Source organism: Halomonas sp. HMF6819 (assembly GCF_044335525.1).
Lineage (GTDB): Bacteria > Pseudomonadota > Gammaproteobacteria > Pseudomonadales > Halomonadaceae > Vreelandella.
In genome coordinates this window covers 534,365-559,948 of sequence record NZ_JBIQVY010000001.1, presented here as the reverse complement: position 1 = coordinate 559,948, position 25,584 = coordinate 534,365, and the positions used below count along the sequence as shown (strand labels likewise).

Sequence of the window (25,584 nt, the reverse complement as noted above, 5' to 3'; positions counted from 1 at the left end):
GTAACGTGTTTAATCCTGTAAGGAGTGACGCATGGCGTTGAAAACGCGCGGTATCGGAGCGCTGGCAAGCGCGGTGGCGCTGGGCGGGCTCGTGGCCTTGGGCCTTGGCTGGGGCGGTAGCTACCTGAAAAGCGCCGCCGAGGTGTGGCAGCACTCGTCGCGCAGCGTCACCGTACGTGGACTCGCCGAGCGGGAGGTGCCCGCCGACCTGGTGCTCTGGCCGCTCAACTATACGGTTACCGCCAACACCCTGGCCGAACTCGAACATCATCTTTCCGAGGACGAGGCGCGGGTGCGTGACTTTTTGGCTGAGCGCGGTTTCGATTCGAGCGACATCAGCATGACGCCGGCGCGCATCACCGACCAGTACGCCAACACCTACGGCGGCGAGCGCCCGGACGAGCGCTTTAGCGCCGAGGCGACGCTTTTACTTCGCACCGAGCGGGTAGAGGAGGTCATCGAGGCGGTACCCGAGGCGACGCGACTGGTGCGCGACGGCGTGCTGCTCTCGCCGAGCTACGAGTACCGCACCGAGTTTCTGTTCACTGGGCTCGACGCGATCAAGCCGGAGATGATCGCAGCGGCCACGGCGGATGCCAGAAGCGCCGCTCAGCAGTTCGCCGAGGACTCCCAAAGCGCGGTGGGCGGTATCACCAGCGCCACCCAGGGCTACTTTTCGATCGAAGATCTCGACAGCTACACCCCGCAGATCAAGCGCGTGCGCGTGGTCACCACCGTCGACTACGCCCTTGAGTAGCTAGCATCAGCCCGCCGGTAGCCTTGGCAGCCACAGCGCCAGCGCCAAAAGCGTTGCCAACAGCACCGGCGGGGTGATCAAAAGCCCTACCTTCATGTACTGCCCCCAGCCGATCCGGTACCCCTTGCCCGCGAGCACGTGCAGCCAGAGCAGCGTCGCGAGGCTACCGATGGGCGTAAACTTCGGTCCCAGGTCGTTGCCGATGACGCTGGCGTAGATCATGAGTTCCTGGGTCAGTCCTGGAAGCTCGGCCTGGTCGATCGCCAGCGCCGCCACCAGGGTAGAGGGCAGATTGTTCATCACTGACGCCACGAGGGCGACCAAAAAGCCGGTCCCGATCGTAGCCACTAAATGGCCTTGCAGCGCCAGCCACTCCAGCGCCTGTACGCCGTAGTCAGTGAGACCCGCGTTACCCAGCCCGTACACCACCAGATACATGCCCAGCGAAAACAGCACGATTTGCCACGGCGCGCCGCGCAGCGCGTGAGTAACGGACACGCTGGCTCCCTGGCCGCCTCGCCACCAGCGCCCGGCCAACACCATCAACGAAAGCGCTGCCGCGCCGGTGACCAGCGCAATGGGCACGCCGAGCGGCGCAGTGACGAAATAGGCCGCCATGAGCAGCGCCAAAAGCGGAAACGCGGCCTTGAACACCAGCGGGTCCTTCACCGCCGCGTGCGGCGCTTCGAGCTTTTCCACTGAATACCTGGCCGGTATCCGGCGCCCGAACGCGATCCAGAGCACGCCCAGCGTGGCCGCAAGCGATACCAAATTGACCGGCACCATGACCTGGGCGTAGCGGTCGAAACCGATGCCGAAGTAGTTGGCGGTGACGATGTTGACCAAATTGGAGATCACCAGCGGTAAGCTCGTGGTGTCCGCGACGAACCCGGTGGCGATAATGAAGGCCAGCGCCGCGGGGGGCGAAAAATCAAGGCGCAGTAAAATCGCGATCACAATGGGGGTAAGCAGCAGCGCCGCGCCATCGTTGGCGAAAAAAGCTGCGATGAACGCGCCCAGCACGACCACCAGCGGAAACAGCAGATGCCCCCGGCCATTGCCCCAGCGCGCCACGTGAAGCGCCGCCCAGGCGAAGAAGCCGGCCTCGTCGAGCAAAAGCGAAATGATGATCAGCGCCACGAAAGTGAACGTCGCATCCCAAACGATGGCCCAGACGACACCCACGTCCGTTAGCCCAACCACACCGGTCGCCAGCGCCACCAGCGCCCCGCCCAGCGCGCTCCAGCCAATGCCAAGCCCCCGGGGCTGCCAGATGACCAGAATCAGCGTGGCGATAAAAATCGCAAGTGCCACCATATGGGCCTACTCGCTGGCTTTGAAAGAGGTGGTCACTCGCTCGCCGTCCTCTTTCGTGAAGGAAGCGACGGGGCGCGCGAGAAGCGCCAGAACGCGCTCGGAGGGGCGGCAAAGCTGCGCGCCCTTGTCGGTCACGACGATGGGGCGATTGATCAAAAGGGGGTGTTCGATCATGGCGTCGATCAGCGCCGCGTCATCGAGGGCGGGGTCGTCCAGGCCAAGCTCTTTACACAGTGTCTCCTTTGCACGCAGCAGTTCGCGCGCAGAAATGCCCATCTGAGCGATCAAATCACAAAGTCGTTCGCGGCTGGGCGGCGTTTTCAAATACTCGATCACCTCGGGGTGTTCGCCGCTGGCGTGCATGATGGCCAGCGTGTTGCGCGAGGTACCGCAAGCGGGGTTATGGTAGATCAGGGACGTCATGGTGTTGGCTCCTTCGTTGAGGGCGATGAACAGGTCGTCAGGGTATCGATGAGCGGCGCGCAGAGGGCGGGGTCGCCGTTGCAGCAGTCGCCGATCAGGAAAGCGACCACGCGTTGCATATGGCCAGGGCTTGCGCGATAGATGATCGAACGGCTTTCGCGGTGCGAACTGACCCAGCCCGCCCGACCGAGTATCGCAAGGTGGGCTGAGAGCGTGTTGTGGGGCACGTTCAGCCGCCGGGCGAGTTCTCCCGCCGCTAGGCCCTCGGGCTCGTGACGTAGCAGCAGACGCAGAGCCTCCAACCGAGTGGGCTGGGCGAGCGCGCTAAAACTTGAGGTGGCATCGTTTATTTCCATGTGTCCAGTATTATGGACATATTATGCGTTGGCAAGCATGTCATTGAATGTTCACGAACCGATGGCGCGGTTCGCGTTTGTAGTCAGGGGTTGGCGTAGCGAACGCCAGTCACGGTGTAGAACGCCTCGCCGGTGGGCGTCTGGACGGTGATCTCATCGTCTTCTTCCTTGCCCAGCAGCGCCTTGGCCATGGGCGAGTCGACGCTGATCCAGCGCTTTTGGGTGTCGATCTCGTCGTGGCCGACGATACGAATATCGAGCGCTTCGCCGTCGTCATCTTCGAGGCTGACGAAGGCGCCGAAGAAGACCTTGTCGGTGTTCGCCGGCAGGCGGTCGACCACCTGCAGCTCGTCGAGGCGCTTGGTCAGGTAGCGGATGCGCGCGATCACCCGGTTGAGCTCTTTCTTGTTATAGGTGTAGTCGGCGTTTTCCGAACGGTCGCCAAGCGCGGCGGCTTCGCCCACTTTGGTCGAAAGCGCCGGGCGCTTCACCCGCGAAAGGTGGTCGAGAATACCGCGCAGGCGCTCGGCGCCCTGAGCAGTGATCAGGTTGCTCTTGGGCTCCTGGCGCGGGTCCTTGGCCGGGTCGCGCCAGCGGGTCATGTTGCGGCCTTTCATCGCGATTCACTCCTTGCGTGTTAGTGCCCAAGCTTAATCGAAAGTGTTGATGCGCCCAATCGCATTATCCTAGGCAAAGCGCTGGCGAGTCATTCAAACGTTCGTTACATTATTCGACAGGGCGCCCGTTTGGGCCGCCCGATGGCTGCCTCGATCAGGCAATAAAAACAACCAAGGAGCTTTTCATGCGCACGCATACTTCTCGCTGGCTGCTGGCATTGACCCTTGGCGGGGCGCTCGCGCTTTCGCCGCTCACCGTTAGCGCCTACCAGGACGAACTCTTTTCGCTCAAGAACCGCTGGGAGCATACCGTGACGGAGCTTCCGGCGAACCAGCGCCAGAGCACGCTGGAGGCTTTGAGTGATGAAGCCGAGACGCTCGCAAGCCAAAACCCCAATGAGGCGGATGTGCTGGTGTGGCAGGGCATCATTTTGGCATCCTACGCGCGCGAACGCGGTGGGCTCGGGGCGCTGGGCACCGCCAAAGAGGCGCGGGCCGTGCTCGAGCGTGCCATCGAGCTCGACCCCCAAGGGAGCAACGCCTCGGCCTACGTGACGCTGGGCGCGCTCTATGACCGCGCGCCGGGCAGGCCGCTGGGTTTCGGTAACAGCGACACCGCCGAGCGCATGTTCCAGCGCGCGCTCGAAATCCGCCCGGACGGCATCGACGTCAACTTCTACTACGCGGCGTTTCTGAAAGAAGAGGGCGACACCCAGGGCGCCCGCGAGTACGCCACCCGCGCGGTAGAAGGCACCGCCCGCGAAAACCGCCAGCTTTCCGATGAGGCGCTGCGCCGCGAAGCTCAGGCCTTTCTCCAGACGCTGTAAGCCCGCGCTAACTCGCCCAAATTGGCATTCCCGGCACCGAGCATTGATAATAGAGCGATTGTGCCAACCGGGAGTGCCTTATGGCGTCCAGCCTTACGTCGCCGCAGGCGAGCAAGCTTGCGGCCCCCGAACTCACACGTGCCGATGTTGAGCTCGAGACGCGGGAAACGCTCTATCAAGGGTTTTTCCGGCTCGAGGAGCTGACGCTGCGCCACCGTCTTTTCGAGGGCGGCTACAGCACCGCCATGCGCCGCGAGATTCATAGCCGTTTCGACGCGGTGGGCGTGCTGCTTTATGACCCGCATCGCGACGCGCTGGTGCTCGTCGAGCAGTTTCGCGCCGGCGCCATCGATGATCCGCGCTCGCCCTGGAAGCTCGAGCTGGTAGCGGGGCTGGTCGAAAAGAACGAGTCCCTCGAGGACGTGGCCCGGCGTGAATCCCAGGAAGAGGCGGGTTGCAAAGTGGGCGCGCTGACCAAACTTCACACCTACTATCCAAGCCCAGGCGCCTGCAACGAGCGGGTAACGCTGTTTTGCGGGCTGGTCGACACCGCCGGCATGGGCGGTATTCATGGCCTTGATGAAGAGCACGAGGATATCCGCGTTCACGTGGTCAGTTTTACCGATGCCTGGGCGCTTTTGGAGCAGGGCCGACTCGATAATGCCATGTGCCTGATCGGGCTTCACTGGCTGAATGGCCAGCGCGCCTCGCTGCGCGCCACCGCCAAGGCCCCCGCGACCCAAGAATTCGAAAGGAGCGAAGATGGCTAGAGCCGCCTACGTCACCGACCTTAAATCTCTGCAAGGGGAGTGCAGCGCCAATTACGCGCGCCTGCTGCGGCTGGTGGGCGATATGGACGCCGGCCAGCAGCGCGATATCACTCTGCACAGCGACGGGCGGGAGCTTGGTGTGCTGCACCTGGCCGTGCTGGAGCAGGCCCCTTACACCACGATGGTCGAGGTAACCCAGAGCGGGCCGCTTGACGGCGTGCTGGACGGGCCCAAAATGCGCGTGCACCTCTATCACGACGTGCGCATGGCCGAGGTCACCGACTTTCAGCGCGAGCGCCACTTCAACGGGCGTTACCGCTACCCCAATGCCAAAATGCACCAGCCGGATGAGAAGCTGCAGCTCAACCGTTTTCTGGGCGAGTGGCTGGCCCACGGGCTGACCCACGGCCACGCCTACGATATCCCCGAGTATCCTTGATGCGCCTGATCCAGATCACCGACGCCCACCTTTACGCCGATAAACGCGCGCGCTCGCGCACCGGCGTCCCCTGGCGTCAGTTCGAGCGCGTGCTGGAGGCGGTTATCCGTGAGCGCCCGGACGTGGTGCTTTTAAGCGGCGACGTTAGCCAGGACGAAACGCTGGCCTCCTACCAGCACGCCTGCAACGCACTGGCGCGCCTGCCGTGCCCCTGGTTCTGGATTCCCGGCAACCACGATCAAGTCGAGTTCATGGCCGAGTGCCACCCGCTTTTGAGCGAAGTCGACCTTGGCGAGTGGAGGCTTCTACTGTTCGATACGCGCGTCGAGGGCAAACCGCACGGGGAGCTGGGTGCCGAGCAGCTCGAGGCGCTCGTCGAGCGGCTCGAATCGAGCGAGCAGCCCACGGTGATCGGCCTGCACCACCCGCCGGTCGACGTGGGCGCCGCGTGGATGGATGCTATCGGGTTGTCCGACCGCGACGCCTTTTGGCAGGCGCTCGAGCGCTTTCCTCAAGTTCACCTCGTGCTGTTTGGCCACGCCCATCAGGCCTTCGCGCAGACGCGTACGCTTGTCGATCACTCGGTGTCGGTGTATGGCTGCCCGGCGCTGGCGGATCAGTTCATGCCCGGCGCCCTCGAGTTCGCCGTCGACCAAGCCTCGAGACCCGGGTACCGGGTAGTGGAGCTTCGCACCGGCGGCGAGTGGCAGACCTGGATCGAGCGGGTCGGCATGTAGATCACTGCGTTAAGCGCACCTCTTTTTATGCTCCTATAGTGTTTTAAAGAATAAAAAGATAGTTATTAATTCTTTCAGGTTATTACTTTTCGGCGTTACCCTACCCGCAGTGACGATCATCAGGCAAACACCGTTTGCAGGCACCGTTAGCGAGCACCCCGGTGCTTAGAGAGGGAGTAGGCAATGACCCAGATTACCGCTGCGCCGGTCGATGAACGGCGCACGCCCACCGTGGCGATCGACAGTGCGCGCCAGACGCACCTCAAACAGCTCGAAGCCGAATCGATCCATATCATTCGCGAAGTCGCCGCCGAGTTCAGCAATCCGGTAATGATGTACTCCATCGGCAAGGACTCCTCGGTCATGCTGCACCTGGCGCGCAAGGCCTTCTACCCGGGCCCGCCGCCGTTCCCGCTTTTGCACGTGGATACCACCTGGAAATTTCGCGAAATGATCGAGTTTCGCAACCGAATGGCCAGTGAAGCGGGTATGGAGCTTTTGGTGCACACCAACGAAGAGGGGCGGGCGTCGAACATCAACCCCTTCGATCACGGCAGCGCCAAGTACACCGACATCATGAAGACCCAGGCGCTCAAGCAGGCGCTGGACAAGTACGGCTTCGACGCCGCCTTCGGCGGGGCGCGCCGTGACGAAGAGGCCTCGCGGGCGAAAGAGCGGGTCTACTCGTTTCGTGACAAGTACCACCGCTGGGATCCCAAGAGCCAGCGCCCGGAGCTTTGGAACACCTATAACGCCAAGGTCAACAAGGGCGAGTCGATTCGCGTTTTCCCGCTTTCCAACTGGACCGAGCTCGATATCTGGCAGTACATCTATTTGGAGTCGATCCCGATCGTACCGCTTTACTACTCCGCCCCGCGCCCGATCGTCGAGCGCGACGGGATGCAGGTAATGGTCGATGACGAGCGCCTGCCGCTGGAACCGGGCGAAGTGCCGGAGCAGAAATCCGTCCGTTTCAGAACGCTGGGCTGCTACCCGCTGACGGGGGCGGTGGAGTCCACGGCGGCCACGCTTCCCGAGATCATCCAGGAGATGCTGCTGACCCGCACCAGCGAGCGCAGCGGCCGGGCGATCGACCGCGACCAGGTCGGGTCGATGGAGAAGAAAAAGCGCGAGGGGTACTTCTAACATGGCACACCAGTCGAATTTGATCGCCGACAACATCGAGCAGTACCTGCAGGAGCACGAGAACAAGGACTTGTTGCGCTTCATCACCTGCGGCAGCGTCGACGACGGCAAGTCCACGCTGATCGGGCGGATGCTTCACGACTCGCAGATGATTTTCGAGGACCAGCTCGCCGCGATCACCCAGGCGTCCAAAACCAGCGGCACCACCGGTGATACCGTGGACCTGGCGCTTTTGGTCGATGGGCTGCAGTCCGAGCGCGAGCAGGGCATCACCATCGATGTCGCGTACCGCTTTTTCTCCACCGACAAGCGCAAGTTCATCATCGCCGATACGCCGGGTCACGAGCAGTACACCCGCAACATGGCCACCGGCGCCTCCACGGCGAGCCTGGCGGTGATTTTGATCGACGCTCGCTACGGCGTGCAGACCCAGACCAAGCGCCATAGCTTCATTGCCGACCTGCTCGGTATTCAGCACCTGGTGATTGCGGTCAACAAGATGGATCTGGTCGATTTCTCCGAAGAGCGCTTCAACGAGATCAAGCGCGAGTACCAGCAATTTGCCACCAACCTGAACGCCCCGGACATCCGCTTCGTGCCGCTGTCGGCGCTGACCGGTGACAACGTGGTTAACAAAAGCGAGCAGACGCCCTGGTACTTCGGCCCCGGCTACGAGTCCCGCACGCTGATCGAGCTTCTGGAAAGCGTCGAGCTGACCATGGACCAGAATCTGACCGATTTGCGCCTGCCGGTGCAGTACGTCAACCGGCCCAATCTCGACTTTCGCGGTTACTGCGGCACGCTCGCCGCAGGCATTTTGCGCCCGGGCCACCGAGTGAAGGTGCTGCCCTCGGGCAAGACATCGTCTGTCGAGCGCATCGTCACATATGATGGCGATCTGAGCGCCGCCTACCCAGGCCAGGCGATCACCGTGACACTCGACGACGAGATCGATATCTCCCGCGGCGACTGGCTGGTGGATGCGCACGCCGATATCGCGCTTTCCAACGCGTTCAAGGCGGACATCGTGTGGATGCACGAAGACGCGCTCACGCCGGGCAAGCTTTATGACTTCAAGCTCGCCACCCGAGATCTCTCGGGCCAGGTGCGCGCGATCGACTATCAGGTCGATGTCAATACGCTGGCGCAGTATCCGGCCGAGCAGCTCGAACTCAATGCGATCGCCCGCTGCGAAGTCGAGCTCACTGCGAGCATTCCGCTCGATGACTACCGCTCAAGCCCGGGTACCGGCAGCTTCATCATCATCGACCGGCTGACCAACGTCACCGTCGGGGCTGGCATGATTCGCGGCGTGGCTGCCCAAAACGAGCAGGATCAGGGCACCGACTGGGCCGCCTTCGAGCGCGATTTGAACGCGCTGGTGCGTAAACACTTCCCGCACTGGGACGCCCGCGACGTCAGCAAGCTGTTTTAACGCAAGCAGGCGCTCGTTTCAGGCGCTAAAGCCGGCCCCGTTTTTGCACAGGGCCGGCTTTTTTTGTACAACTTATAACGAGGTGGTGGCGCGGTTTAAGTGGTTTGAGCGCTTGACGATTGTACAGAATAAGCCACACTTGATAGGCGTTGTAGGAGATGGCGCAACGCAGTGTCACCAAGGTACGTTCATCACGAAAAGGAGAGCACGATGAGTCAAGCACTGAATGCTAAACGCGTCGCGATTCTGGCCGCGGACGGTTTCGAAGAGTCCGAGCTCAGCGTGCCGCGCGCGTCGCTGCAAAAAAATGGCATCGAAGTTCACATCGTGACGCCGGACGGCAAAGGCATCCGTGCTTGGGCCGAAACCGAGTGGGGCGATACCTACGAGGCCGACAAGGCGTTATCGGACGTTTCCGAGTCCGACTACCACGCCCTGATGCTGCCGGGCGGTCTGTTCAACCCGGACGAGCTTCGCACCAACGACGACGCGTTGAGCTTCGTCAAGGCGTTCTTCCAGGCCGGTAAACCGGTCGGCGCGATCTGCCACGCACCCTGGATTTTGATCAACGCAGGCGTGGTCGACGGTCGCAAGATGACCTCGGTACCCAGCATCGCTCTGGATCTGAAAAACGCCGGCGTGAACTGGGTCGACGAAGCCGTCGTCTGCGACGAAGCGCTGGTCACCAGCCGTACGCCGAAAGACCTCGACGCCTTCTGCTCCAAGCTTCTCGAAGAAATTCAGGAAGGCAAGCACTCGGGCCAGCACGCCTGATGCCATGGTATAGCCCGTGGGCAAGCTTCGTTAAGCGGCTTGTCCACGTCGTCGCCAAGCCCATGAAGCGCGATAGTGGCCGCGGGGGGATGGTCGTTCATCCTTACCGCGGCTACGGTTCGCAAAAGGAAGTCTTCGTCATGGGCCGCGTCTTTCGACAGGCGGCACTCGGCCGCGCCATTCCCCGGCGCGGCATTTTACGTGATACCGCTGACGTGGCTCGACGCATTTTTCGCCGCGGCTTCAAGGAGGCGCAGGTCGAAATTTGTATCGGTGAAAACGCGCTGTCGCTGATCACCGATCGCGATGGCTATTTCGACGCTCATATTCCCATTGAACACGATCTTCCCATCGATGTGTCCTGGCATCGCGCCGATATTCTCGTGCGCGCCGAAGGGCACCCGCCCATGCGTACTAGCGCGGAAGTTTACGTGCCGCCGCCGGAAGCGGATCTGCTGGTGATCAGCGATATCGACGATACCGTCATGTTTACCGGCGTGGCGGAAAAGCTGAAGATGCTTTATCGGCTGTTCGTGCGCAAACCCCACCGTCGTACCGCGTTTCCCGGCGTCGCGTCGCTCTATCAGTCGCTCTATCGCGGCAAAAGCGACAAGGCCGAACGGCCCATTTTGTACGTTTCCCGCGGACCTTGGGCGATTTACGAAATGCTCGAAACCTTTTTTCAGCTCAACCGCATTCCGGTCGGTCCGATTCTGTTTCTACGCGAATGGGGTATCTCTTGGCGCAAACCCTGGCCGCGCAAGGCCGAGGATCACAAGCGCGACCTGATCGACCGCATGCTTACGCTCTATGACGACATGCCCTGCGTGCTGATCGGCGACAGCGGCCAGCACGATCCGGAAGTCTACACCGAGGTGGTCAAGGCCTATCCAGGGCGCATCAAGGCGGTCTATATTCGCCGAGTGGACAAGGACCCCAAGCGTCAGGAAGCGATCCAGCGCCTGCGCGACGAGCTCAAGGGCAGCGACTGTGATCTGATCCTAGCCGCCGACAGCGTGCTGATGGCGGAGCACGCCTACGAGCAGGGCCGCATCTCCGCCCGCGGGCTCGAGGCGGTCAAGCGCGACGTGCGCGAGCATCGCAAGGAAGAAGCGCAGGAAGCGAGCCTGTAATCCCCGTCAGTAAATGTCGCAGCAGCTTTGCACACTAACCACCGCCAGTGCACACCAGGCGCGGTCATGGTACAACGGTCAATCACCCGGCGGCTGACCTGGAAATCCGACCATGATCGTACTGCTGATCGCGCTGGCGCTGGCTATTTTTCTCCTGCCCAACCTCTGGGCGCAATGGGTACTGAAGCGCCACACCAAAGGGCGCGATGACTACCCCGGCACCGGCGCCGAGCTTGCCAGCCATCTTTTGCGCCGCTTCGATTTGAACGGTGTCGGTGTGGAAGTGAGCGAGCAGGGCGATCACTACGACCCGATCGACCGCGTGGTGCGGCTCTCGGCGGATCACTTCAACGGCCGCTCGCTTACCGCCGTGACGGTGGCCGCTCACGAGGTAGGCCACGCCCTACAACATGCCGAGGGCTATGCGCCGCTGATTGCCCGAAGCCGTATGGTCGGCGTAGCGCAAAAAGCCGAGAAACTCGGCGCGCTGTTGATGATGGCCGCGCCGTTTCTGTTTCTTCTCACGCGCCTGCCCGGCGGGCTCGCCGCCGTCATTGTCGTTGCGGTGATCAGCTTTGGCACCGCCGCGGTGGTGCATCTAGTTACGCTGCCGGTGGAGTTCGACGCCAGCTTCAACCGGGCCCTGCCGCTTCTAAAAGAGTATGTCCCGCCTTCTGACATGAATGGCGCCCGCCACGTGCTCACCGCCTGCGCGTTCACCTACGTGGCGGCTTCGCTCGCCAGTATCCTGAATCTGGGCCGTTGGCTAATGATTCTACGCCGCTGAGTGTTAGCCTGACTTATTGGCAATGACCACCGCACGACGCGGGGCCGAGTAGCCTTCGATGGTGCGCGTTTGGTCCTCGGGGTCGAGAAAATCCGCCAACGACTGATAGGTCATCCACTCGGTGGAGCGCTGCTCATCGAGGCTCGTCGGCGATTCATCGACGACACGCACGTTGGTGAACCCGCAGCGTTCGAGCCAGTGGCATAACGCTTTCGAAGAGGGGAGAAAGTAGACGTTGGGCATCGCCGCGTAGCGCTCGCCGGGAACGAACACCGTCTGCTCGTCGCCTTCCACCACCAGGGTTTCCAGCACCAGCTCGCCGCCGGGAGCCAGCGCGGCTTTTAGCTGGTTGAGATGCTCGAAGGGCGAGGCGCGGTGGTACAGCACCCCCATGGAAAAGACGGTATCGAAAAACCCCAGGTTTTCCGGCACGTCCTCGATGCCCACCGGTAGAAAGTGGGTGCGGTTGCCATCGGCATCGCCAACGAAGTGGCGCACCGCCTGAAACTGCCAGTAAAACCGCGGCGATGGGTCGATCACCAGCACGAAGGTCGCTCCTGCGCCGGCCATGCGCCAGGCGTGATAGCCGCTGCCACCGCCGACATCCAGCACCTTGCGATATTGAAGATCCGACAGGTGCGGCGCCACGCGCTGCCATTTCCAGTCCGAGCGCCACTCGGTGTCGATGTCGATGCCGCCAAGCGTGAACGGGCCCTTGCGCCAAGGGGCGAGCTTCTTTAAAAGGTTAAAGCACTGGCGGCGCTGGCTTTCGTCGAGCGCCACGTCCACGGTGAGCGAATCGGCGTTGAGATCGACCGTTCGCATTTGGGGCAGGGGCGGCAGCTTTTTGACCGCTTTTTCCCAAGCGGAAAGGTCGCCATGGCGCTTTTTATCCAGGCCCTGGGCGAGCTGCTCGGGCAGGCGCGCAAGCCAAGGGAGTAGAGCGTCGTTTTGAGCGGCCTGGTCGAGAAATGCCCGGTAGAGCGCCTGGTGGTCGTCGGGTAGCGGGGTGGCCACGTTAGCCCTCCTTGAACGCGATCAAGGAGGCGAAGTTCAGGTACTGAAACCAGGTCACCGAGCGGGGAAAGCCCGCCGTGGAAAGCCGCTCGTGCAGGCCGTCGAGGCTGTCGGGAATCAGCACGTTCTCGAGCGCGGTGCGCTTTTGGCTGATTTCCAAGTCCGAGTAGCCGTTGGCGCGCTTGAAATCATGATAGCGCTCGACCCGCCAGGCGTTGTCGCGCTCGTCCGGGTCGACGGTTTTTTCGGATAATATGAGCACGCCGCCGGGTTCGAGCGCCGCATAGAGGCGCGCCAGCAGCGCGTCGCGATCTTGAGGCGGCAGAAACTGCAGCGTGAAGTTCAGGATGATCATGCCCGAGCCTGTATACTCGAGGGTTCGAATATCCTCTTCGAGCACCGTCATGGCGTGTTCGGGACACTCGGCTTCGAACGTCTGGCGCGCCTTTTCCACCATTGCCGGCGACACGTCGACGCCGGTATAGCGAAACGCATCGGCGGGCAGTGCACCGGCGAGCGCCAGGCCCGAGGCTCCCAGCGAGCAGCCCAGGTCATACACGTGGGCGCCGTGGCGCAGGTGGCGCTTTGCGATCAGGCCAAGCATTCCCAGAATCTGGCCGTACCCCGGTACTGACCTTCGAATCATGTCGGGAAAACAGGCCACTACCTGTTCGTCGAAAGAGAAACGCGCCACGCGGTCAAGGGGTGTCGAAAAGATGGCGTCACGGTAAGATGCGGTACTCATGGGCAAGCCAGGATCAAAAGTGGAAGGGGCCGTAGTTTACGCCCCCGCGCTTTGAGGCGACAGTCCTGGGCTTTCGGATACCCGCCAAAAAGAGGGAAACGGCTTTGGCACAACACGACACACCCGATACGCTGCCCGCCTGGCAAACGCTCCAGCAGCACGCGCAAACGCTGAAAACGATGCATCTGAAAGATCTTTTCGGCGACCCCAACCGCTTCGAGACGTTTCGTCACGAAGTGCACGGTCTCACGCTCGATCTTTCAAAACAGCGCTTTGACGATGACACCCTGGTGCACCTGCTTGCGCTAGCCGAAGAGGCGGGCGTGCCCAGTGCCATCGAGGCGCTGCTGAGCGGTAAACGCGTCAACCTTAGCGAAAACCGCCCGGCGCTTCATACCGCGCTGCGCCTACCGGTAGAGGCCACGCTCGACGTCGAGGGAGAAGACGTCGTGGCCTGTGTTCATGAAAGCCTGAATCAGATGGAGCGGCTGGTTCAGCGCCTCCACGCCGGCCAGTGGCGCGGAGCAACCGGCAAGCCGATTCGCCACGTGGTGAATCTGGGCGTTGGCGGCTCGGATCTCGGCCCCTTGATGGTCACCCATGCGCTGGCGGATTACCGGCCCGCGGATATCCACCCGGTGGACGTGCACTTCGCCTCGACCATGGACGGCTCGCAGCTCGCCGACTATCTGGCCCGCTTCAATCCGGAAACCACGCTGTTCATTTTGTCGTCGAAATCGTTTACCACTATCGATACGCTCTCCAACGCCAACACGGCGAAGGACTGGCTGCTGGGGCGGCTTTCCGAGCACGATGACATGGCCGGCGCCAAACCGGTGAGCGCGGAGCTCATCGTTCGTCAGCACTTCATCGGCGTCTCGGCGAGCCCGGAGAAAATGTGCGAATGGGGGATCGCTAAAGATCATCAGCTGATGTTTTGGGAGTGGGTGGGCGGGCGCTATTCGCTTTGGGGTACCATCGGGCTCCCCATCGCGCTGATCGTCGGCATGCAGCACTTTCGCGCGCTGTTGTCAGGTGCGCACGCGATGGACAACCACTTTCGTGAGGCGCCGCTTGAACAGAACCTGCCGGTGCTTTTGGGCCTGGCCGGCATCTGGAACGTCAATTTTCTCGACATTCGCGCCCATTCGATTCTGCCCTACGATGGGCGCCTGGAGTACTTTGCAGCGTATCTCGAGCAGCTCGAGATGGAGTCCAACGGCAAGTCGGTCACGGGGCGGGGCGAGCGCGTGAATTATTCGACCTGCCCGGTGCTCTGGGGGCAGCTCGGGCCCAACGCCCAGCACGCGTTTTATCAGCTGCTTCATCAGGGTACCCAGCCGGTGGTGTGCGACTTCATCGCCCCGCTCAAGCGCTACGACGACGTCGAGGACCCGGACACCCGGCGCCACTTGAAAGCGCAGCACCGGCTGTCGCTGGCCAACTGCTTTGCCCAGTCGCGGGTGCTGATGCTTGGCGACGACGCCGTCGACGAAGAGGGCGCGCCGCCGGCGCACAAGCGCTATCGCGGCAACCAGCCTTCGACCACGGTGCTGATGGACGAGCTCACCCCGCATACCCTCGGCGCGCTGATCGCGCTCTACGAGCACAAGGTGTTCGTACAGGCGGTGATCTGGGACATCAACCCGTTCGATCAGTGGGGGGTGGAACTTGGCAAGGAGATCGCCAAGGAGACCCGCGCGCTGATGGAAGGCAAGGGCGACTTGAGCCGGCTGGACGCCTCGAGCCAGGGGCTGATTCGCGCCTTCTGGGCCGCCGAGCAGAGCGACCCCTGACCCATTCGATAGCGCAAGTGGCCGGCGGGGTCGTTGGTCAATCATGGCTGGATATACAGTGGTTTTCTTTTACGCTATCCTGTGCCTTTTTCGCCGCGCCGTTCACCCTTGCGCGGCCCAAGTACCGTTTCCCAGGAATTGATGCACCATGACCCAGTTTGACGGCTCTCAGTACGGCGCGAGTTCGATCGAGGTTCTCTCCGGGCTCGAGCCGGTACGCAAGCGCCCCGGTATGTACACCGACACCTCGCGACCCAACCACTTGGCTCAGGAAGTCATCGACAACAGCGTCGACGAGGCGCTGGCGGGCCACGCCACGGCCATCGAGGTGGTGCTTTCGAGCGACGGCGCCATCGAGGTCAAGGATAACGGCCGCGGCATGCCGATCGACATCCACCCGGAGCACGGCGTCTCCGGGGTCGAGCTAATCCTCACCAAGCTCCATGCCGGCGGCAAGTTCTCGGCGTCGAGCTACCGCTTCTCCGGCGGTTTGCACGGCGTAGGGGTCTCGGTGGTGAATGCGCTATCGCGGCGCTTGGAAGTCGAAGTCACCCGCGACGGCGCCCGCCACGCCATCGCCTTCGAGCACGGCGAAAAGGCCGAGGAACTTCACGAGATCGGCAAGGCCGCCAAACGCGTCACCGGCACGCTCGTGCGCTTCTGGCCCGACGAAAGCTACTTCGATAGCCCCAAACTCGCGCTTGGCCGATTGAAGCACCTGCTGCGCGCAAAGGCGGTACTCTGCCCAGGGCTTGCGGTAACGCTGGTCGAGCCCGACGGCACCAAAACCGAGTGGGCCTATGCGGATGGGCTGCGTGATTATCTCGCCCAAGCCACCGATGGCTATGAGGTGCTTCCGGGTGAGCCCTTCGTGGGCCACTTCAGCGACGACGAGCACGGCGTCGACTGGGCGATCCAGTGGCTGCCGGAAGGCGGCGAGGCGCTGCTGGAAAGCTACGTCAACCTGATCCCCACGCCCCAGGGCGGCACCCACGTCAACGGCTTTCGCTCCGGGCTTTTGGACGCGCTGCGCGAGTTCTGTGAGTACCGAAGCCTGCTGCCGCGCGGCATCAAGCTCACCGCCGACGATCTTTGGGAGCGCGCATCCTTCGTGCTCTCGGTCAAAATGCTCGACCCGCAGTTCGCCGGCCAAACCAAGGAGCGGCTCTCGTCGCGGACCATTTCCGCGTTCGTCTCCAACGTGGTCAAGGACGCCTTTTCGCTGTGGCTCAATCACCACGTCGACCAAGCCGAGCAGCTCGCCGAGCTCGTCATCAGCGCCGCCCAAAGCCGCCAGAAAAAGGCCAAGAAGGTCGCGCGCAAGAAGGTGACGTCAGGCCCGGCGCTGCCCGGCAAGCTCGCCGACTGCTCCGGTCAGGATCCGTCACTAAGCGAGCTGTTTCTGGTCGAGGGTGACTCCGCCGGCGGCAGCGCCAAGCAGGCGCGCAACCGCGAAACCCAAGCTATTTTGCCGCTGCGCGGCAAGATCCTGAACACTTGGGAGGTCGAGACCCACGACATCTACGGCTCCCAGGAAGTGCACGACATCGCCGTGGCCATCGGCGCCGACCCCGGCAGCGCCGATCTAGAGAAGCTGCGCTACCACAAGATCTGCATTCTCGCCGACGCCGACTCCGACGGGCTGCATATCGCCACGCTTTTATGCGCGCTGTTCGTCAAGCACTTCCCATCGCTGGTGGACGCCGGCCACGTGTTCGTCGCGATGCCGCCGCTTTACCGCATCGATCTGGGCAAGGAGGTGCACTACGCCCTGGATGAGAGCGAGAAGGCCGCCATTCTTAAAAGCCTTGCCAAAAAGCGCGGTACGCCGAACGTTCAGCGCTTCAAGGGCCTGGGCGAGATGAGCCCGCTGCAGCTTCGTGAAACCACCATGGCGGTGGAGACCAGGCGGCTGGTGCAGCTCACCCTGACTGATGGCGACGGCACGCTTGAGATGATGGACATGCTGCTGGCCAAAAAGCGCGCCAGCGATCGCAAGAAGTGGCTGGAAGATTACGGCAATCTTGCCGAGATCGATGTGTGATATCGCTCAAAATGGACGTGTTAATGCTTGATCCTCTTGGGTAAGCGAGCCATCCACCAATATAGAATACGGCTGGGTGCTCATACGAAAGTATGGGGGCGCATACCAACGATATTGGCGGGAAATAAGGGGAACAGCTTTGCTTAAGACGATTTCCAGGCAGCTAACGTTTGCCGCGGTGGTACTCACACTCCTGATGGCCGCGGGGATTTATGGCGTGATGGCGTGGCGCGGGCAGCCGCTGGCCATGCAGGCGAGTAATTCACTGATCGATCAAACCGGGGGCTCGATCGTCAACGCGCTTTCCGGAGAGCTTGCCCGTGTAGAGGGCAATACGGCGAGCCTCGCCGCCCTTGCCGAGTCGCTACCGCGGGACGAAAGCCTATACCAGGCGGCGCTTCCCAACGTGATCGACGATAACGGCAACGAGGCCATCGCCGGGGGCGGCGTGTGGCCCGAGCCCAACGCTTTTTTACCCGGTATCGAGCGGGCCAGCTTTTTCTGGGCGCGCAATGCAAGCGGGGGGCTTGATTTTCTAAATGACTACAATGCGCCAACTGCTTCGCCCTACCAGCGTGAGCCCTGGTATGAAAGTGCGCGCGACGCGGCCCCGGGTCGCTGCGTATGGTCCGAGGCGTATCGTGACCCGGCCAGCGGCGTAGCGATGGTAACCTGTAGCATCCCTTACTATCTGGAGGGTGAGTTCGCCGGCGTGGCGACTCTCGACATGGAGCTCGGCGGTGTCGCCGCACTGTTGTCAGAAACGGGGGGCGCCACCGGCGGCTACGCTTTCGTGCTGGATAAAGAGCGCAACATCATCGACCTGCCCGGTATGCAGCAGACCTCGCCCGAGATGCAAAATTTACGCGACGTCGCCTCCAGCATGCCGTGGTTGGCGCCGGTTTCGACCGCGCTCGATAGCGGCGAAACGCAAATCAGCGTTGAGCAGGCGGGCATGGTCGATGAACCGGCCAATATTCATCTATTCGATATGCCCAACACCGGTTGGACGCTGGGCCTGGTGACGCCGAGCGAGCGCGTGACGGCGCTTTCGCGCACGCTAACGCGTGACTTGCTGCTGTTTATCATGCCGCTTTTGGCGCTGTTGCTGTTCGCCGGCTGGCTGGGCGGGCGCGCGCTGATCGCTCAGATCCGCAGTACCACCCGCCAGATCGACCAGTTGGGGCAAGAGGGGGCGAATCGCGCGCTGACGATTCATCGTGAAGACGAAATAGGTCAGCTTCGCCACGCGGTAAACCGCTACGCTGAGAAGCTTCAGCATCTGTTTAGCGATGTACGCACCGTCGCCGACGCCATTGCTAGCGAGTCCACTGAGATCGCCGCAGGCAACGTCGAGCTTTCCAGCCGCACCGAGCAGCAGGCGGCATCGTTGCAAGAAACCTCGTCCACCATGGAAGAGATGGCGGAAACCGTGAAGCGCAACGCAGACAACGCAGGCAAAGCCGAAGAGCGCGTGAAAGAGTCTGCCACCCGGGTCAAACGCGGCGGTGAACAGGTATCGCGGCTGGCGAACTCGATGCAGTCGATCAACGAAAGCTCCGGCGAAATTGCCTCGATTGTCGAGGTGATCGAAAACATCGCGTTTCAGACCAATATTTTGGCGCTGAATGCCTCGGTCGAGGCCGCGCGCGCCGGCGAGCACGGGCGAGGGTTTGCCGTGGTCGCAAGCGAGGTGCGCCAGTTGGCATCGCGCAGCGCCGCGTCAGCGAAAAGCATTAACTCGTTGATCAAGAATACCTCCGAGCAAATTGCCTCGGGCAGTGGCTACGCCCGCGAAGCGGAATCGGCGATGAACGAGATCATTATCGCCATCGACGAAGTGTCAGCGCGGATTAGCGAAATCAGCCAGGCATCGAGCGAGCAGACCAATGGGATCGACGAAATCAATCGAGCAGTAACGCAGATGGACAGCGTGACTCAGCAAAACGCGGGTCTCGTCAATCAGGCAGCCGGCGCGACCAACGAGCTTTCAGGCCAGGCGCAGCGGTTAAAAGCCCTGCTTGACGAGTTTCACGGCACCGCCACTCAGGCGTTGGGTCACGACGATGACGCCGCGGACGGCGCTGCTCGACATTATCAATTAACATGACGCGCCGGTTTACCCGGCGACGTTCACGCTCATTTGCCGCCCTGAGCAGGGCGGCCTTGTTGTCAGCCAGGGTATGAATCATATGGATATTCAGGTAGCGGAAGGCGACGTCGAGCGCCTCTCCCTTCGCGACTACACCGAAAAGGCGTACCTCGACTACTCGATGTACGTGATTCTCGACCGGGCGTTGCCGAATATCGGCGACGGCATGAAGCCCGTGCAGCGGCGTATCATCTACGCCATGCGCGAGCTTTCTCTCAACGCCAACGCCAAGTACAAGAAGTCTGCCCGCACCGTGGGCGACGTGCTCGGCAAGTTCCATCCCCATGGCGACAGCGCCTGTTACGAGGCCATGGTGCTCATGGCGCAGTCGTTCAGCTACCGCTACCCGCTGGTGGACGGCCAGGGCAACTGGGGTAGCCCCGACGACCCTAAATCCTTTGCCGCGATGCGCTACACCGAGGCGAAGCTCTCCAAATTCGCCGACGTGCTGCTCTCGGAGCTTGGCCAAGGCACCGTCGAGTGGGCGCCGAACTTCGATGGCACCATGCAGGAGCCGGTGGTGCTGCCGGCGCGCTTGCCTCATGTACTGCTCAACGGCGGCACCGGCATTGCCGTGGGCATGGCCACCGACATTCCGCCGCACAACGTTAGTGAAGTGGTCGAGGCGACCTGCCATCTGCTGCGCAATCCGAAAGCCACCACCGCGGACCTGATGGAATTCATCCCCGCGCCTGACTTTCCCACCGACGCTGAGATCATCACCCCGGCGGCGGATCTGCGTAAGCTCTACGAGGCCGGCCGCGGGTCGGTGAAGCTTCGCGCGCGCTACGTTCGCGAAGAGGCGAACATCGTCATCACCGCGGTGCCGTACCAGGTGAGCGGCGCCAAGGTGCTCGAGCAGATCGCCGCCCAAATGCAGGCCAAAAAGCTGCCCATGGTGGCGGATCTGCGCGACGAGTCGACCCATGAGGAGCCCACACGCTTGGTGATCGAGCCGCGCTCGAGCCGGGTAGATGTCGAATCCTTGATGGCGCACCTGTTCGCCACCACGGACCTCGAAAAAAATGTTCGGGTGAACATGAACGTGATCGGTCTCGACGGCCGCCCGCGGGTGATGCCGCTACCGGACATGCTTGGCGAGTGGTTGACCTTTCGCCGCGCCACCGTGAGACGGCGGCTCGAGCACCGCTTGGGTAAGGTGGAAGAGCGCCTGCATATTCTCGAAGGGCTTTTGACCGCGTACCTGAACCTGGACGAAGTGATTCGCATCATCCGCGAGGAGGACGAGCCCAAGGCCGCGCTGATCGAAGCGTTCGCGCTGACTGAGCGCCAGGCCGAGGCGATTCTCGAGCTTCGCTTGCGCCATCTGGCCAAGCTCGAGGAGATGAAGATTCGTGGCGAGCAGGACGCGCTCGAAAAAGAGCGTAAGACGCTCACCGGCGTGCTGGGCAGCGACGCCAAAATGACCACGCTGATCGAAAAGGAAATTCGCGCCGCCGGCAAGGAGCACGGCGATGCCCGTCGCTCGCCGCTGGTCGAGCGCGCCGAGGCGAAAGCGCTTTCTGAAGTAGAGCTTTTGGGCGCTGACCCGATCACCGTAGTGGTGTCCGAGAAGGGCTGGATTCGCGCCGCAAAGGGCCACGATATCGACCCCGCCGGGCTCTCGTTCAAAGCCGGCGACCGCTACCAACTGGCCAGCCGAGGCAAGACCAACCAGCCGCTGGTGCTACTCGATGATACCGGGCGCGCCTACACGCTCTCCGCCCACAATCTACCCAGCGCTCGTGGCCAGGGCGAGCCGATCACCGGGCGCGCCAACGTCGCCGCCGGCGCGCAGATGGCCGGCATGATGCTCGCCCCGCCGACCCAGCGCTACGTGCTGGCAAGCGACGGCGGCTACGGCTTCGTGGCAACGCTTAATGATCTCACCGGCAAGAACAAGGCCGGCAAGGCGGTGCTCAGCCTGCCCAAGGGCTGCGCCGTCATGCCCCCGGTGGCGGTGCCGGAAGGCGAGGCGCTGTGGGTGGCGCTGGTCTCCAACGAAGGGCGGCTGCTGCTGTTCCCGCTGGAGCAGCTACCACAGATGAGCAAGGGCAAGGGCAACAAGCTGCTCGATATTCCCGGCGCCCGCGCCGCGCGGCGCGAAGAGTTCGTTCGCGACGTGGTGGTGCTCAACGATACCGCCGAGCTCATCATCCACGCCGGCAAGCGCAAGCTCACCTTGAAGAGCGCCGATCTGGCATACTACCGCGGCGAACGCGGGCGCCGGGGCAGCAAGCTCCCCCGTGGTTTTCAAAAAGTGGATCGGCTAGAGGCAGGGGAGTAGCCACATGGCACGTAGCGAAAAACGCCTGACCGTACTGGCGCCGGTACTGACACCGGCCATCGAATCGGAAGTGGCCGCGTTGATGGCTCGCTTCGACCTCACGGAACAAAGCGTCACCCGCCTGGCGAGTCAGGAAGATGGCGCCGCGCTGGACGCTGTCGAATACGTGGTAGAGGCTCCCGTGGCGCAGGATGACCCGCAGTGGCAGGCACTTCGCCACGCCGCGCTCAAGGTCAGCGAGGCGCACCCGGTGGATATTGTGTTGTTTGAGGCCGGCGAGCGCTCGTTCAAACTCGTCTGTTTCGACATGGATTCGACCCTGATCAAGGCCGAGGTGATCGATGAGCTGGCCAAGCGCCACGGCGTGGGTGAACTCGTCGCCGAGGTGACCGAGCGCGCCATGCGCGGCGAGCTCGACTTCAAGGCGAGCTTTCGCGAGCGCATGGCCAAGCTCGAGGGGCTTTCCGAGACCGTGCTCGAAAGCATCGCTTTGGAACTCCCGCTCATGGACGGCGCCGAGCGGCTGATGAAGAACCTCAAGCGCCTGGGCTATCGCACCGCGATTCTCTCCGGTGGCTTTACGTACTTCGCCTGTCATCTTCAAACGCGGCTGGGCTTTGATGAGATCCACGCCAACGAACTTGCAATACGCGATGGCCTGGTGACCGGAGAAACGAGCGAGCCGATCGTCGATGCCGAGCGTAAGGCGGTACTGCTGGAAGAGATCGCCAACCGCGAGGGGCTGGCGCTTGCCCAAACCGTGGCGGTGGGTGACGGCGCCAACGACCTGAAGATGCTCGCCCAGGCCGGCATGGGCGTGGCCTATCACGCCAAGCCTTTGGTGCGCGCCGAGGCGCGGCAGGCGGTATCGACGGCCGGGCTCGACGGGCTTTTATACCTGCTGGGCCACGCGGAAGACGCGCTGGTACGCTAGCCAACGCTGAATGACCCATGAAAAAGCGGTGCTTAGAGCGCCGCTTTTTCGTTTTTGCGAAAGGAGGAAGTCCTCTAGCCGTGGCCCTTGTCCGGATGTGGTACCGGCTTTTTACCCACTTCCTCGTCGCGCAGCTCGAATGGCACGCCGCCGGTCTTTTTGGCGTGCTTCAGGCGCAGATGCAGGCCGGTCTTGGCCAGCAGGTGGGCACTGACCGGCGCGGTGATGAACAAAAACAGCGTTATCAGCAACTCCTGAATGTCGATGTGGCCGTCCATGCTCCAGAAGTAGCCCATCGAGGCGACCAGCATACAGCCGATGCCCAGCGTCGAGGCCTTGGTCGGCCCGTGCAGGCGCATGTAGAAATCGCGCAGGTGCGCCATGCCAAGCGAGCCGATGAATACGAACACGCCACCTGTCACCATCATGAGCGACACCAGCGCTTCGGTTAAAAAGGCCATATCAGCGCTCCTGGTAACGTCGAAAGAACACTCATTCGATGATATCCCCCCGCAGAATGTATTTGCACACCGCGACGGTACTGATGAAGCCGAGCATGGCGATCAAAAGCGCCGACTCGAAGTAGGTCTTGCCGCCGAGCCAAAGCCCGAGCAGCACGATCAGCGCAATGGAGTTGACGTACATGGTGTCCAGCGCCAGCACGCGATCCGGCAAATCCGGCCCTATCACCAAACGGTACAGGTTCAAAATCAGGGCGATCACCACTAATGTTGAGGTGATAGTCAAGGCCACGCTCAGCATTCGTAAATCTCCTTGAGAGGGCGCTCGTAGCGCTCGCGGATCTGCTCGATCAGCGCCTGCTCATCTTCTATATCCAGCACGTGAATCAACAGCGACTTGCCGTCCAGGCGCAGGTTGGCGGACACCGTGCCCGGGGTCAGGCTGATGGTGCTGGCCAGCACCGTAATGGTAAAGCGCTCCTCCAGCATCAAGGGGTACTCGATGAAATGCGGGTTGAGCCGCTTCCACGGGTTGATCAAAAGCCTTGCCACCTCGAAGTTGGCGATCACGATGTCCTTGAGCACGCGCAGAATGAAGCGCGCCAGAAGCCGCGGCTTTTTGATCTGCATGTGGCCGTCCCAGAAGCGGTAGGTCACCAGCGGTATGAGGATGGCCAGTGTACCGCCAAGCAGTATCTGCCCCGGGGCGTAGCTGCGCGCCATCAAAAGCCATACGAACAGCAGCAAGAGCGACAGAACCGGTGTAGGCAGCCATTTACGCGGGGTAATCATAGTTGGCCTCGCGATGGTGAAAGAAGCGTGTCGGTCAAGCGCTCGGGATTGGCGAGCTGCTCGGCGGTGGCCTGGGTATAGACGCTGACCGGATGGGCGAACACTACCAGCAGGGGGGCGGCGCTCAATAGCCAGATCACGCCGAACCACTGCAGCGCCGGCAGCCGGCTACCCGACGGGCTACCGTGGGCGCTGCGCCAGAAAAGCGTCGAGCCCGCTCGGGAAAGCGCGATCAGCGAGGCAAGGCTTGCAAGCAGCAGCGTTGGCCAGAGCCACAGCCGCTGGGCGTCGTCGGCGGCGGCCAGCACCAACGCTTTGCCGATCGCCCCGGAAAGCGGCGGCACGCCGACCACGGCAATCGCGCCGATGAAGAACAAAAGTGACAGCGCCTTGCCCTGCACCAGCGGGCGCGCCTTGACCAGCCGCGTACCCGCCTTGCCGCGCTGCACCCCGATCATCTCGGCGAGCAAAAAGAGCCCGCCGGTGATCAGAGTGGTGTGAATCAAGTAGTAAAGCAGCGCCGAGGCGGACACCTCGCTTCGCATGCCGGCGCACACCAGCAGCGTACCCACCGATAAAAGCACCAGATAGGCGATGAGCAGGCGAAGATCGCGCGAGGAGAGAATGCCCACGGCGGAGGCTGCAAGCGTTGCCAAGCCCAGCCACCACACCCAAGCCTGTTCGAGGGCGGCCAGCGGGCCGGCGGCGTCGCCAAAGATCAACAGGTACACGCGCAGGATGGCGTAGATGCCCACCTTGGTCATGATCGCGAACAGCGCCGCCACCGGAGCAGGGGCCGCAGCGTAGGCCCGCGGCAGCCAGAAGTAGAGCGGTAGAATCGCGGATTTTAGCCCGAACACCACCAGCAAAATCAAACCGCCGGCGGTGACCAACCCTTGGCGGTCGGCGGGCAGCTCGGCCACTCGAATCGCCATGTCTGCCAGGTTCAGCGTACCTAACGCGCCGTAAAGAATACCGGCGGCGATCAGAAACAGCGACGAGCCGGCCAGGTTCATCACCACGTAGTAGACGCCGGACTGGATACGCGCCTTGCCGCCGCCGTGAAGCAGCAGGGCGTAGGAGGCGAGCAGCAGCACCTCGAAGAAGACGAACAGGTTGAACAGATCGCCGGTCAGAAAGGCGCCGTTGATGCCTAAAAGCTGCCACTGAAAAAGGCCGTGGAAGTTGCTGCCCTTTTCGTCGTCGCCGGCGCAGGCGAACACCACCGCGCCCAGGGCGAGCACGGAGGTGAGCAGCAGCATCAGCGCGGAGAGCCGGTCCAGTACCAGCACGATGCCGAACGGCGGCTGCCAGTCGCCCAGCGCGTAATAGAGAATCTCGCCGCTCGAAGCACGCCCGACCAAAGTGATGGCCACCGCCATTAGCGCCAGAGTGGCCACGACGCTGACCGCGCGCTTGAAGCGGATCAACCCTTCGCGGCGGTAGAGCAGCAGAATACCGGCGACCAGCGGCACCACGATGGGAAAAACTACAAGGTGTTGCATCATTCGCGGTCTTCCTTCTTGCCGTCGACCTGGTCATTGCCCAGCTCGCTTCGCGCACGCATCGCGAGGATCACCACGAACGCCGTCATGGCAAAGCCGATGACGATGGCAGTCAGTACCAGCGCTTGGGGCAGCGGGTCGGCGTAGACGCCTTCGCCGTGCACCAGCGCCGGGCCGTCGGTGGTGAGCCCGCCCATCGAAAACAGAAACAGGTTCACCGCATAAGAAAGCAGCGTCAGCCCCACCACTACCGGAAAGGTGCGCCCTCTAAGCGTCAGATAGAGGCCACAGGCGCTCAGCACGCCGGTGGTCACCGCGTAAAGCGTTTCCATG

The 25,584-nt window shown here is 62.3% G+C and carries 26 protein-coding genes; 15 read left to right on the top strand and 11 right to left on the bottom strand.

Going from position 1 to position 25,584, the window contains the following annotated elements; translation table 11 throughout:
* Positions 1–31: 31 nt before the first annotated feature.
* Positions 32–757 (top strand): SIMPL domain-containing protein, encoded by a 726-nt coding sequence (locus tag ACGLWX_RS02630; protein WP_396237076.1) that lies wholly within the window; start codon positions 32–34, stop codon positions 755–757.
* A 6-nt stretch (positions 758–763) separates the two neighbouring features.
* Here ACGLWX_RS02630 and ACGLWX_RS02625 read toward each other — a convergent pair whose 3' ends face one another.
* The 4 genes from ACGLWX_RS02625 to greB all read right to left on the bottom strand — a co-directional run bounded on the left by ACGLWX_RS02625 (position 764) and on the right by greB (position 3,470).
* Positions 764–2,074: an arsenic transporter gene (locus ACGLWX_RS02625; RefSeq protein ID WP_396237074.1), complete on the bottom strand. Its 1,311-nt coding sequence runs from the start codon at positions 2,072–2,074 to the stop codon at positions 764–766.
* A 6-nt stretch (positions 2,075–2,080) separates the two neighbouring features.
* Positions 2,081–2,497 (bottom strand): arsenate reductase (glutaredoxin), encoded by a 417-nt coding sequence (arsC, locus tag ACGLWX_RS02620; RefSeq protein ID WP_252107432.1) that lies wholly within the window; start codon positions 2,495–2,497, stop codon positions 2,081–2,083.
* Complete coding sequence (locus tag ACGLWX_RS02615) at positions 2,494–2,853, bottom strand: helix-turn-helix transcriptional regulator (protein ID WP_252107433.1); 360 nt, start codon at positions 2,851–2,853, stop codon at positions 2,494–2,496. Before ACGLWX_RS02615 ends, arsC begins: the two co-directional genes overlap by 4 nt.
* 83 nt (positions 2,854–2,936) lie before the next feature.
* The gene (gene greB, locus ACGLWX_RS02610; protein WP_252107434.1) at positions 2,937–3,470 is read right to left on the bottom strand and encodes a transcription elongation factor GreB; all 534 of its coding nucleotides are present in this window, start codon (positions 3,468–3,470) and stop codon (positions 2,937–2,939) included.
* A 185-nt stretch (positions 3,471–3,655) separates the two neighbouring features.
* Between greB and ACGLWX_RS02605 the strand changes: the two genes are divergently transcribed.
* The 9 genes from ACGLWX_RS02605 to ACGLWX_RS02565 all read left to right on the top strand — a co-directional run bounded on the left by ACGLWX_RS02605 (position 3,656) and on the right by ACGLWX_RS02565 (position 11,518).
* Entirely contained in the window at positions 3,656–4,297 is a 642-nt protein-coding gene (locus ACGLWX_RS02605) for a TRAP transporter TatT component family protein (protein WP_252107435.1), read from the top strand.
* 80 nt (positions 4,298–4,377) lie between these two features.
* The gene (locus ACGLWX_RS02600; RefSeq protein WP_396237072.1) at positions 4,378–5,067 is read left to right on the top strand and encodes an NUDIX domain-containing protein; all 690 of its coding nucleotides are present in this window, start codon (positions 4,378–4,380) and stop codon (positions 5,065–5,067) included.
* Positions 5,060–5,506 (top strand): DUF1249 domain-containing protein, encoded by a 447-nt coding sequence (locus ACGLWX_RS02595; RefSeq protein WP_252107437.1) that lies wholly within the window; start codon positions 5,060–5,062, stop codon positions 5,504–5,506. The genes ACGLWX_RS02600 and ACGLWX_RS02595 overlap by 8 nt, the downstream gene beginning before the upstream one ends.
* Positions 5,506–6,243: a metallophosphoesterase gene (locus tag ACGLWX_RS02590; protein WP_396237070.1), complete on the top strand. Its 738-nt coding sequence runs from the start codon at positions 5,506–5,508 to the stop codon at positions 6,241–6,243. Before ACGLWX_RS02595 ends, ACGLWX_RS02590 begins: the two co-directional genes overlap by 1 nt.
* Before the next feature lie 183 nt (positions 6,244–6,426).
* Positions 6,427–7,389 (top strand): sulfate adenylyltransferase subunit CysD, encoded by a 963-nt coding sequence (gene cysD / locus ACGLWX_RS02585; RefSeq protein WP_396237068.1) that lies wholly within the window; start codon positions 6,427–6,429, stop codon positions 7,387–7,389.
* A gap of 1 nt (position 7,390) precedes the next feature.
* Positions 7,391–8,824: a sulfate adenylyltransferase subunit CysN gene (gene cysN / locus ACGLWX_RS02580; protein ID WP_396237066.1), complete on the top strand. Its 1,434-nt coding sequence runs from the start codon at positions 7,391–7,393 to the stop codon at positions 8,822–8,824.
* 210 nt (positions 8,825–9,034) lie between these two features.
* A complete protein-coding gene (locus ACGLWX_RS02575) occupies positions 9,035–9,598 on the top strand; it encodes a type 1 glutamine amidotransferase domain-containing protein (RefSeq protein WP_396237064.1) in 564 nt (187 codons plus the stop codon).
* A 62-nt stretch (positions 9,599–9,660) separates the two neighbouring features.
* On the top strand, positions 9,661–10,731 hold the full coding sequence (locus tag ACGLWX_RS02570) for an App1 family protein (protein ID WP_396237062.1): 1,071 nt from the start codon (positions 9,661–9,663) through the stop codon (positions 10,729–10,731).
* A gap of 112 nt (positions 10,732–10,843) precedes the next feature.
* Positions 10,844–11,518 carry a zinc metallopeptidase gene (locus ACGLWX_RS02565; protein ID WP_396237060.1) on the top strand — a complete coding sequence of 225 codons (675 nt, stop codon included), beginning with the start codon at positions 10,844–10,846 and terminating at the stop codon, positions 11,516–11,518.
* A gap of 3 nt (positions 11,519–11,521) precedes the next feature.
* Here the strand turns inward: ACGLWX_RS02565 and cmoB are convergent, their stop codons facing one another.
* Together cmoB and cmoA are read right to left on the bottom strand one after the other, a co-directional pair.
* Entirely contained in the window at positions 11,522–12,535 is a 1,014-nt protein-coding gene (cmoB, locus tag ACGLWX_RS02560; protein WP_396237058.1) for a tRNA 5-methoxyuridine(34)/uridine 5-oxyacetic acid(34) synthase CmoB, read from the bottom strand.
* Position 12,536: 1 nt separating this feature from the next.
* The gene (cmoA, locus tag ACGLWX_RS02555; protein ID WP_396237056.1) at positions 12,537–13,280 is read right to left on the bottom strand and encodes a carboxy-S-adenosyl-L-methionine synthase CmoA; all 744 of its coding nucleotides are present in this window, start codon (positions 13,278–13,280) and stop codon (positions 12,537–12,539) included.
* 104 nt (positions 13,281–13,384) lie between these two features.
* Between cmoA and pgi the strand changes: the two genes are divergently transcribed.
* From pgi to serB, 5 genes are all read left to right on the top strand, one after another.
* A complete protein-coding gene (gene pgi / locus ACGLWX_RS02550) occupies positions 13,385–15,076 on the top strand; it encodes a glucose-6-phosphate isomerase (RefSeq protein WP_396237054.1) in 1,692 nt (563 codons plus the stop codon).
* A gap of 148 nt (positions 15,077–15,224) precedes the next feature.
* Complete coding sequence (gene parE, locus ACGLWX_RS02545; protein WP_396237052.1) at positions 15,225–17,120, top strand: DNA topoisomerase IV subunit B; 1,896 nt, start codon at positions 15,225–15,227, stop codon at positions 17,118–17,120.
* Positions 17,121–17,259: 139 nt separating this feature from the next.
* Positions 17,260–19,230: a methyl-accepting chemotaxis protein gene (locus ACGLWX_RS02540; RefSeq protein WP_396237050.1), complete on the top strand. Its 1,971-nt coding sequence runs from the start codon at positions 17,260–17,262 to the stop codon at positions 19,228–19,230.
* An 82-nt stretch (positions 19,231–19,312) separates the two neighbouring features.
* Entirely contained in the window at positions 19,313–21,559 is a 2,247-nt protein-coding gene (gene parC, locus ACGLWX_RS02535; protein WP_396237048.1) for a DNA topoisomerase IV subunit A, read from the top strand.
* A gap of 4 nt (positions 21,560–21,563) precedes the next feature.
* Positions 21,564–22,493, top strand: a complete 930-nt coding sequence (gene serB, locus ACGLWX_RS02530) for a phosphoserine phosphatase SerB (protein ID WP_396237046.1) — start codon at positions 21,564–21,566, stop codon at positions 22,491–22,493.
* 74 nt (positions 22,494–22,567) lie between these two features.
* Here the strand turns inward: serB and ACGLWX_RS02525 are convergent, their stop codons facing one another.
* Genes ACGLWX_RS02525 through ACGLWX_RS02505 form a run of 5 tightly spaced genes read right to left on the bottom strand, consistent with a single transcriptional unit; the run spans position 22,568 to position 25,583 of the window.
* A complete protein-coding gene (locus ACGLWX_RS02525; protein ID WP_396237044.1) occupies positions 22,568–22,954 on the bottom strand; it encodes a Na+/H+ antiporter subunit G in 387 nt (128 codons plus the stop codon).
* A 31-nt stretch (positions 22,955–22,985) separates the two neighbouring features.
* The gene (locus ACGLWX_RS02520) at positions 22,986–23,255 is read right to left on the bottom strand and encodes a K+/H+ antiporter subunit F (protein ID WP_252107452.1); all 270 of its coding nucleotides are present in this window, start codon (positions 23,253–23,255) and stop codon (positions 22,986–22,988) included.
* Positions 23,249–23,746, bottom strand: coding sequence for a Na+/H+ antiporter subunit E (locus tag ACGLWX_RS02515; protein ID WP_396237042.1), 498 nt, complete (start codon positions 23,744–23,746; stop codon positions 23,249–23,251). Before ACGLWX_RS02515 ends, ACGLWX_RS02520 begins: the two co-directional genes overlap by 7 nt.
* Positions 23,743–25,254, bottom strand: coding sequence for a monovalent cation/H+ antiporter subunit D (locus ACGLWX_RS02510; protein ID WP_396237040.1), 1,512 nt, complete (start codon positions 25,252–25,254; stop codon positions 23,743–23,745). The genes ACGLWX_RS02515 and ACGLWX_RS02510 overlap by 4 nt, the downstream gene beginning before the upstream one ends.
* The gene (locus ACGLWX_RS02505) at positions 25,251–25,583 is read right to left on the bottom strand and encodes a Na+/H+ antiporter subunit C (RefSeq protein WP_252107455.1); all 333 of its coding nucleotides are present in this window, start codon (positions 25,581–25,583) and stop codon (positions 25,251–25,253) included. Before ACGLWX_RS02505 ends, ACGLWX_RS02510 begins: the two co-directional genes overlap by 4 nt.
* Position 25,584 lies beyond the last annotated feature (1 nt).

Coding starts and splice junctions, on each gene's coding strand:
- ACGLWX_RS02630 (WP_396237076.1), top strand. CDS start 32: ATGGCGTTGAAAACGCGCGGTATCGGAGCGCTGGCAAGCGCGGTGGCG.
- ACGLWX_RS02625 (WP_396237074.1), bottom strand. CDS start 2,074: ATGGTGGCACTTGCGATTTTTATCGCCACGCTGATTCTGGTCATCTGG.
- arsC (WP_252107432.1), bottom strand. CDS start 2,497: ATGACGTCCCTGATCTACCATAACCCCGCTTGCGGTACCTCGCGCAAC.
- ACGLWX_RS02615 (WP_252107433.1), bottom strand. CDS start 2,853: ATGGAAATAAACGATGCCACCTCAAGTTTTAGCGCGCTCGCCCAGCCC.
- greB (WP_252107434.1), bottom strand. CDS start 3,470: ATGAAAGGCCGCAACATGACCCGCTGGCGCGACCCGGCCAAGGACCCG.
- ACGLWX_RS02605 (WP_252107435.1), top strand. CDS start 3,656: ATGCGCACGCATACTTCTCGCTGGCTGCTGGCATTGACCCTTGGCGGG.
- ACGLWX_RS02600 (WP_396237072.1), top strand. CDS start 4,378: ATGGCGTCCAGCCTTACGTCGCCGCAGGCGAGCAAGCTTGCGGCCCCC.
- ACGLWX_RS02595 (WP_252107437.1), top strand. CDS start 5,060: ATGGCTAGAGCCGCCTACGTCACCGACCTTAAATCTCTGCAAGGGGAG.
- ACGLWX_RS02590 (WP_396237070.1), top strand. CDS start 5,506: ATGCGCCTGATCCAGATCACCGACGCCCACCTTTACGCCGATAAACGC.
- cysD (WP_396237068.1), top strand. CDS start 6,427: ATGACCCAGATTACCGCTGCGCCGGTCGATGAACGGCGCACGCCCACC.
- cysN (WP_396237066.1), top strand. CDS start 7,391: ATGGCACACCAGTCGAATTTGATCGCCGACAACATCGAGCAGTACCTG.
- ACGLWX_RS02575 (WP_396237064.1), top strand. CDS start 9,035: ATGAGTCAAGCACTGAATGCTAAACGCGTCGCGATTCTGGCCGCGGAC.
- ACGLWX_RS02570 (WP_396237062.1), top strand. CDS start 9,661: ATGAAGCGCGATAGTGGCCGCGGGGGGATGGTCGTTCATCCTTACCGC.
- ACGLWX_RS02565 (WP_396237060.1), top strand. CDS start 10,844: ATGATCGTACTGCTGATCGCGCTGGCGCTGGCTATTTTTCTCCTGCCC.
- cmoA (WP_396237056.1), bottom strand. CDS start 13,280: ATGAGTACCGCATCTTACCGTGACGCCATCTTTTCGACACCCCTTGAC.
- parE (WP_396237052.1), top strand. CDS start 15,225: ATGACCCAGTTTGACGGCTCTCAGTACGGCGCGAGTTCGATCGAGGTT.
- parC (WP_396237048.1), top strand. CDS start 19,313: ATGGATATTCAGGTAGCGGAAGGCGACGTCGAGCGCCTCTCCCTTCGC.
- serB (WP_396237046.1), top strand. CDS start 21,564: ATGGCACGTAGCGAAAAACGCCTGACCGTACTGGCGCCGGTACTGACA.
- ACGLWX_RS02525 (WP_396237044.1), bottom strand. CDS start 22,954: ATGGCCTTTTTAACCGAAGCGCTGGTGTCGCTCATGATGGTGACAGGT.
- ACGLWX_RS02520 (WP_252107452.1), bottom strand. CDS start 23,255: ATGCTGAGCGTGGCCTTGACTATCACCTCAACATTAGTGGTGATCGCC.
- ACGLWX_RS02515 (WP_396237042.1), bottom strand. CDS start 23,746: ATGATTACCCCGCGTAAATGGCTGCCTACACCGGTTCTGTCGCTCTTG.
- ACGLWX_RS02510 (WP_396237040.1), bottom strand. CDS start 25,254: ATGATGCAACACCTTGTAGTTTTTCCCATCGTGGTGCCGCTGGTCGCC.
- ACGLWX_RS02505 (WP_252107455.1), bottom strand. CDS start 25,583: ATGGAAACGCTTTACGCGGTGACCACCGGCGTGCTGAGCGCCTGTGGC.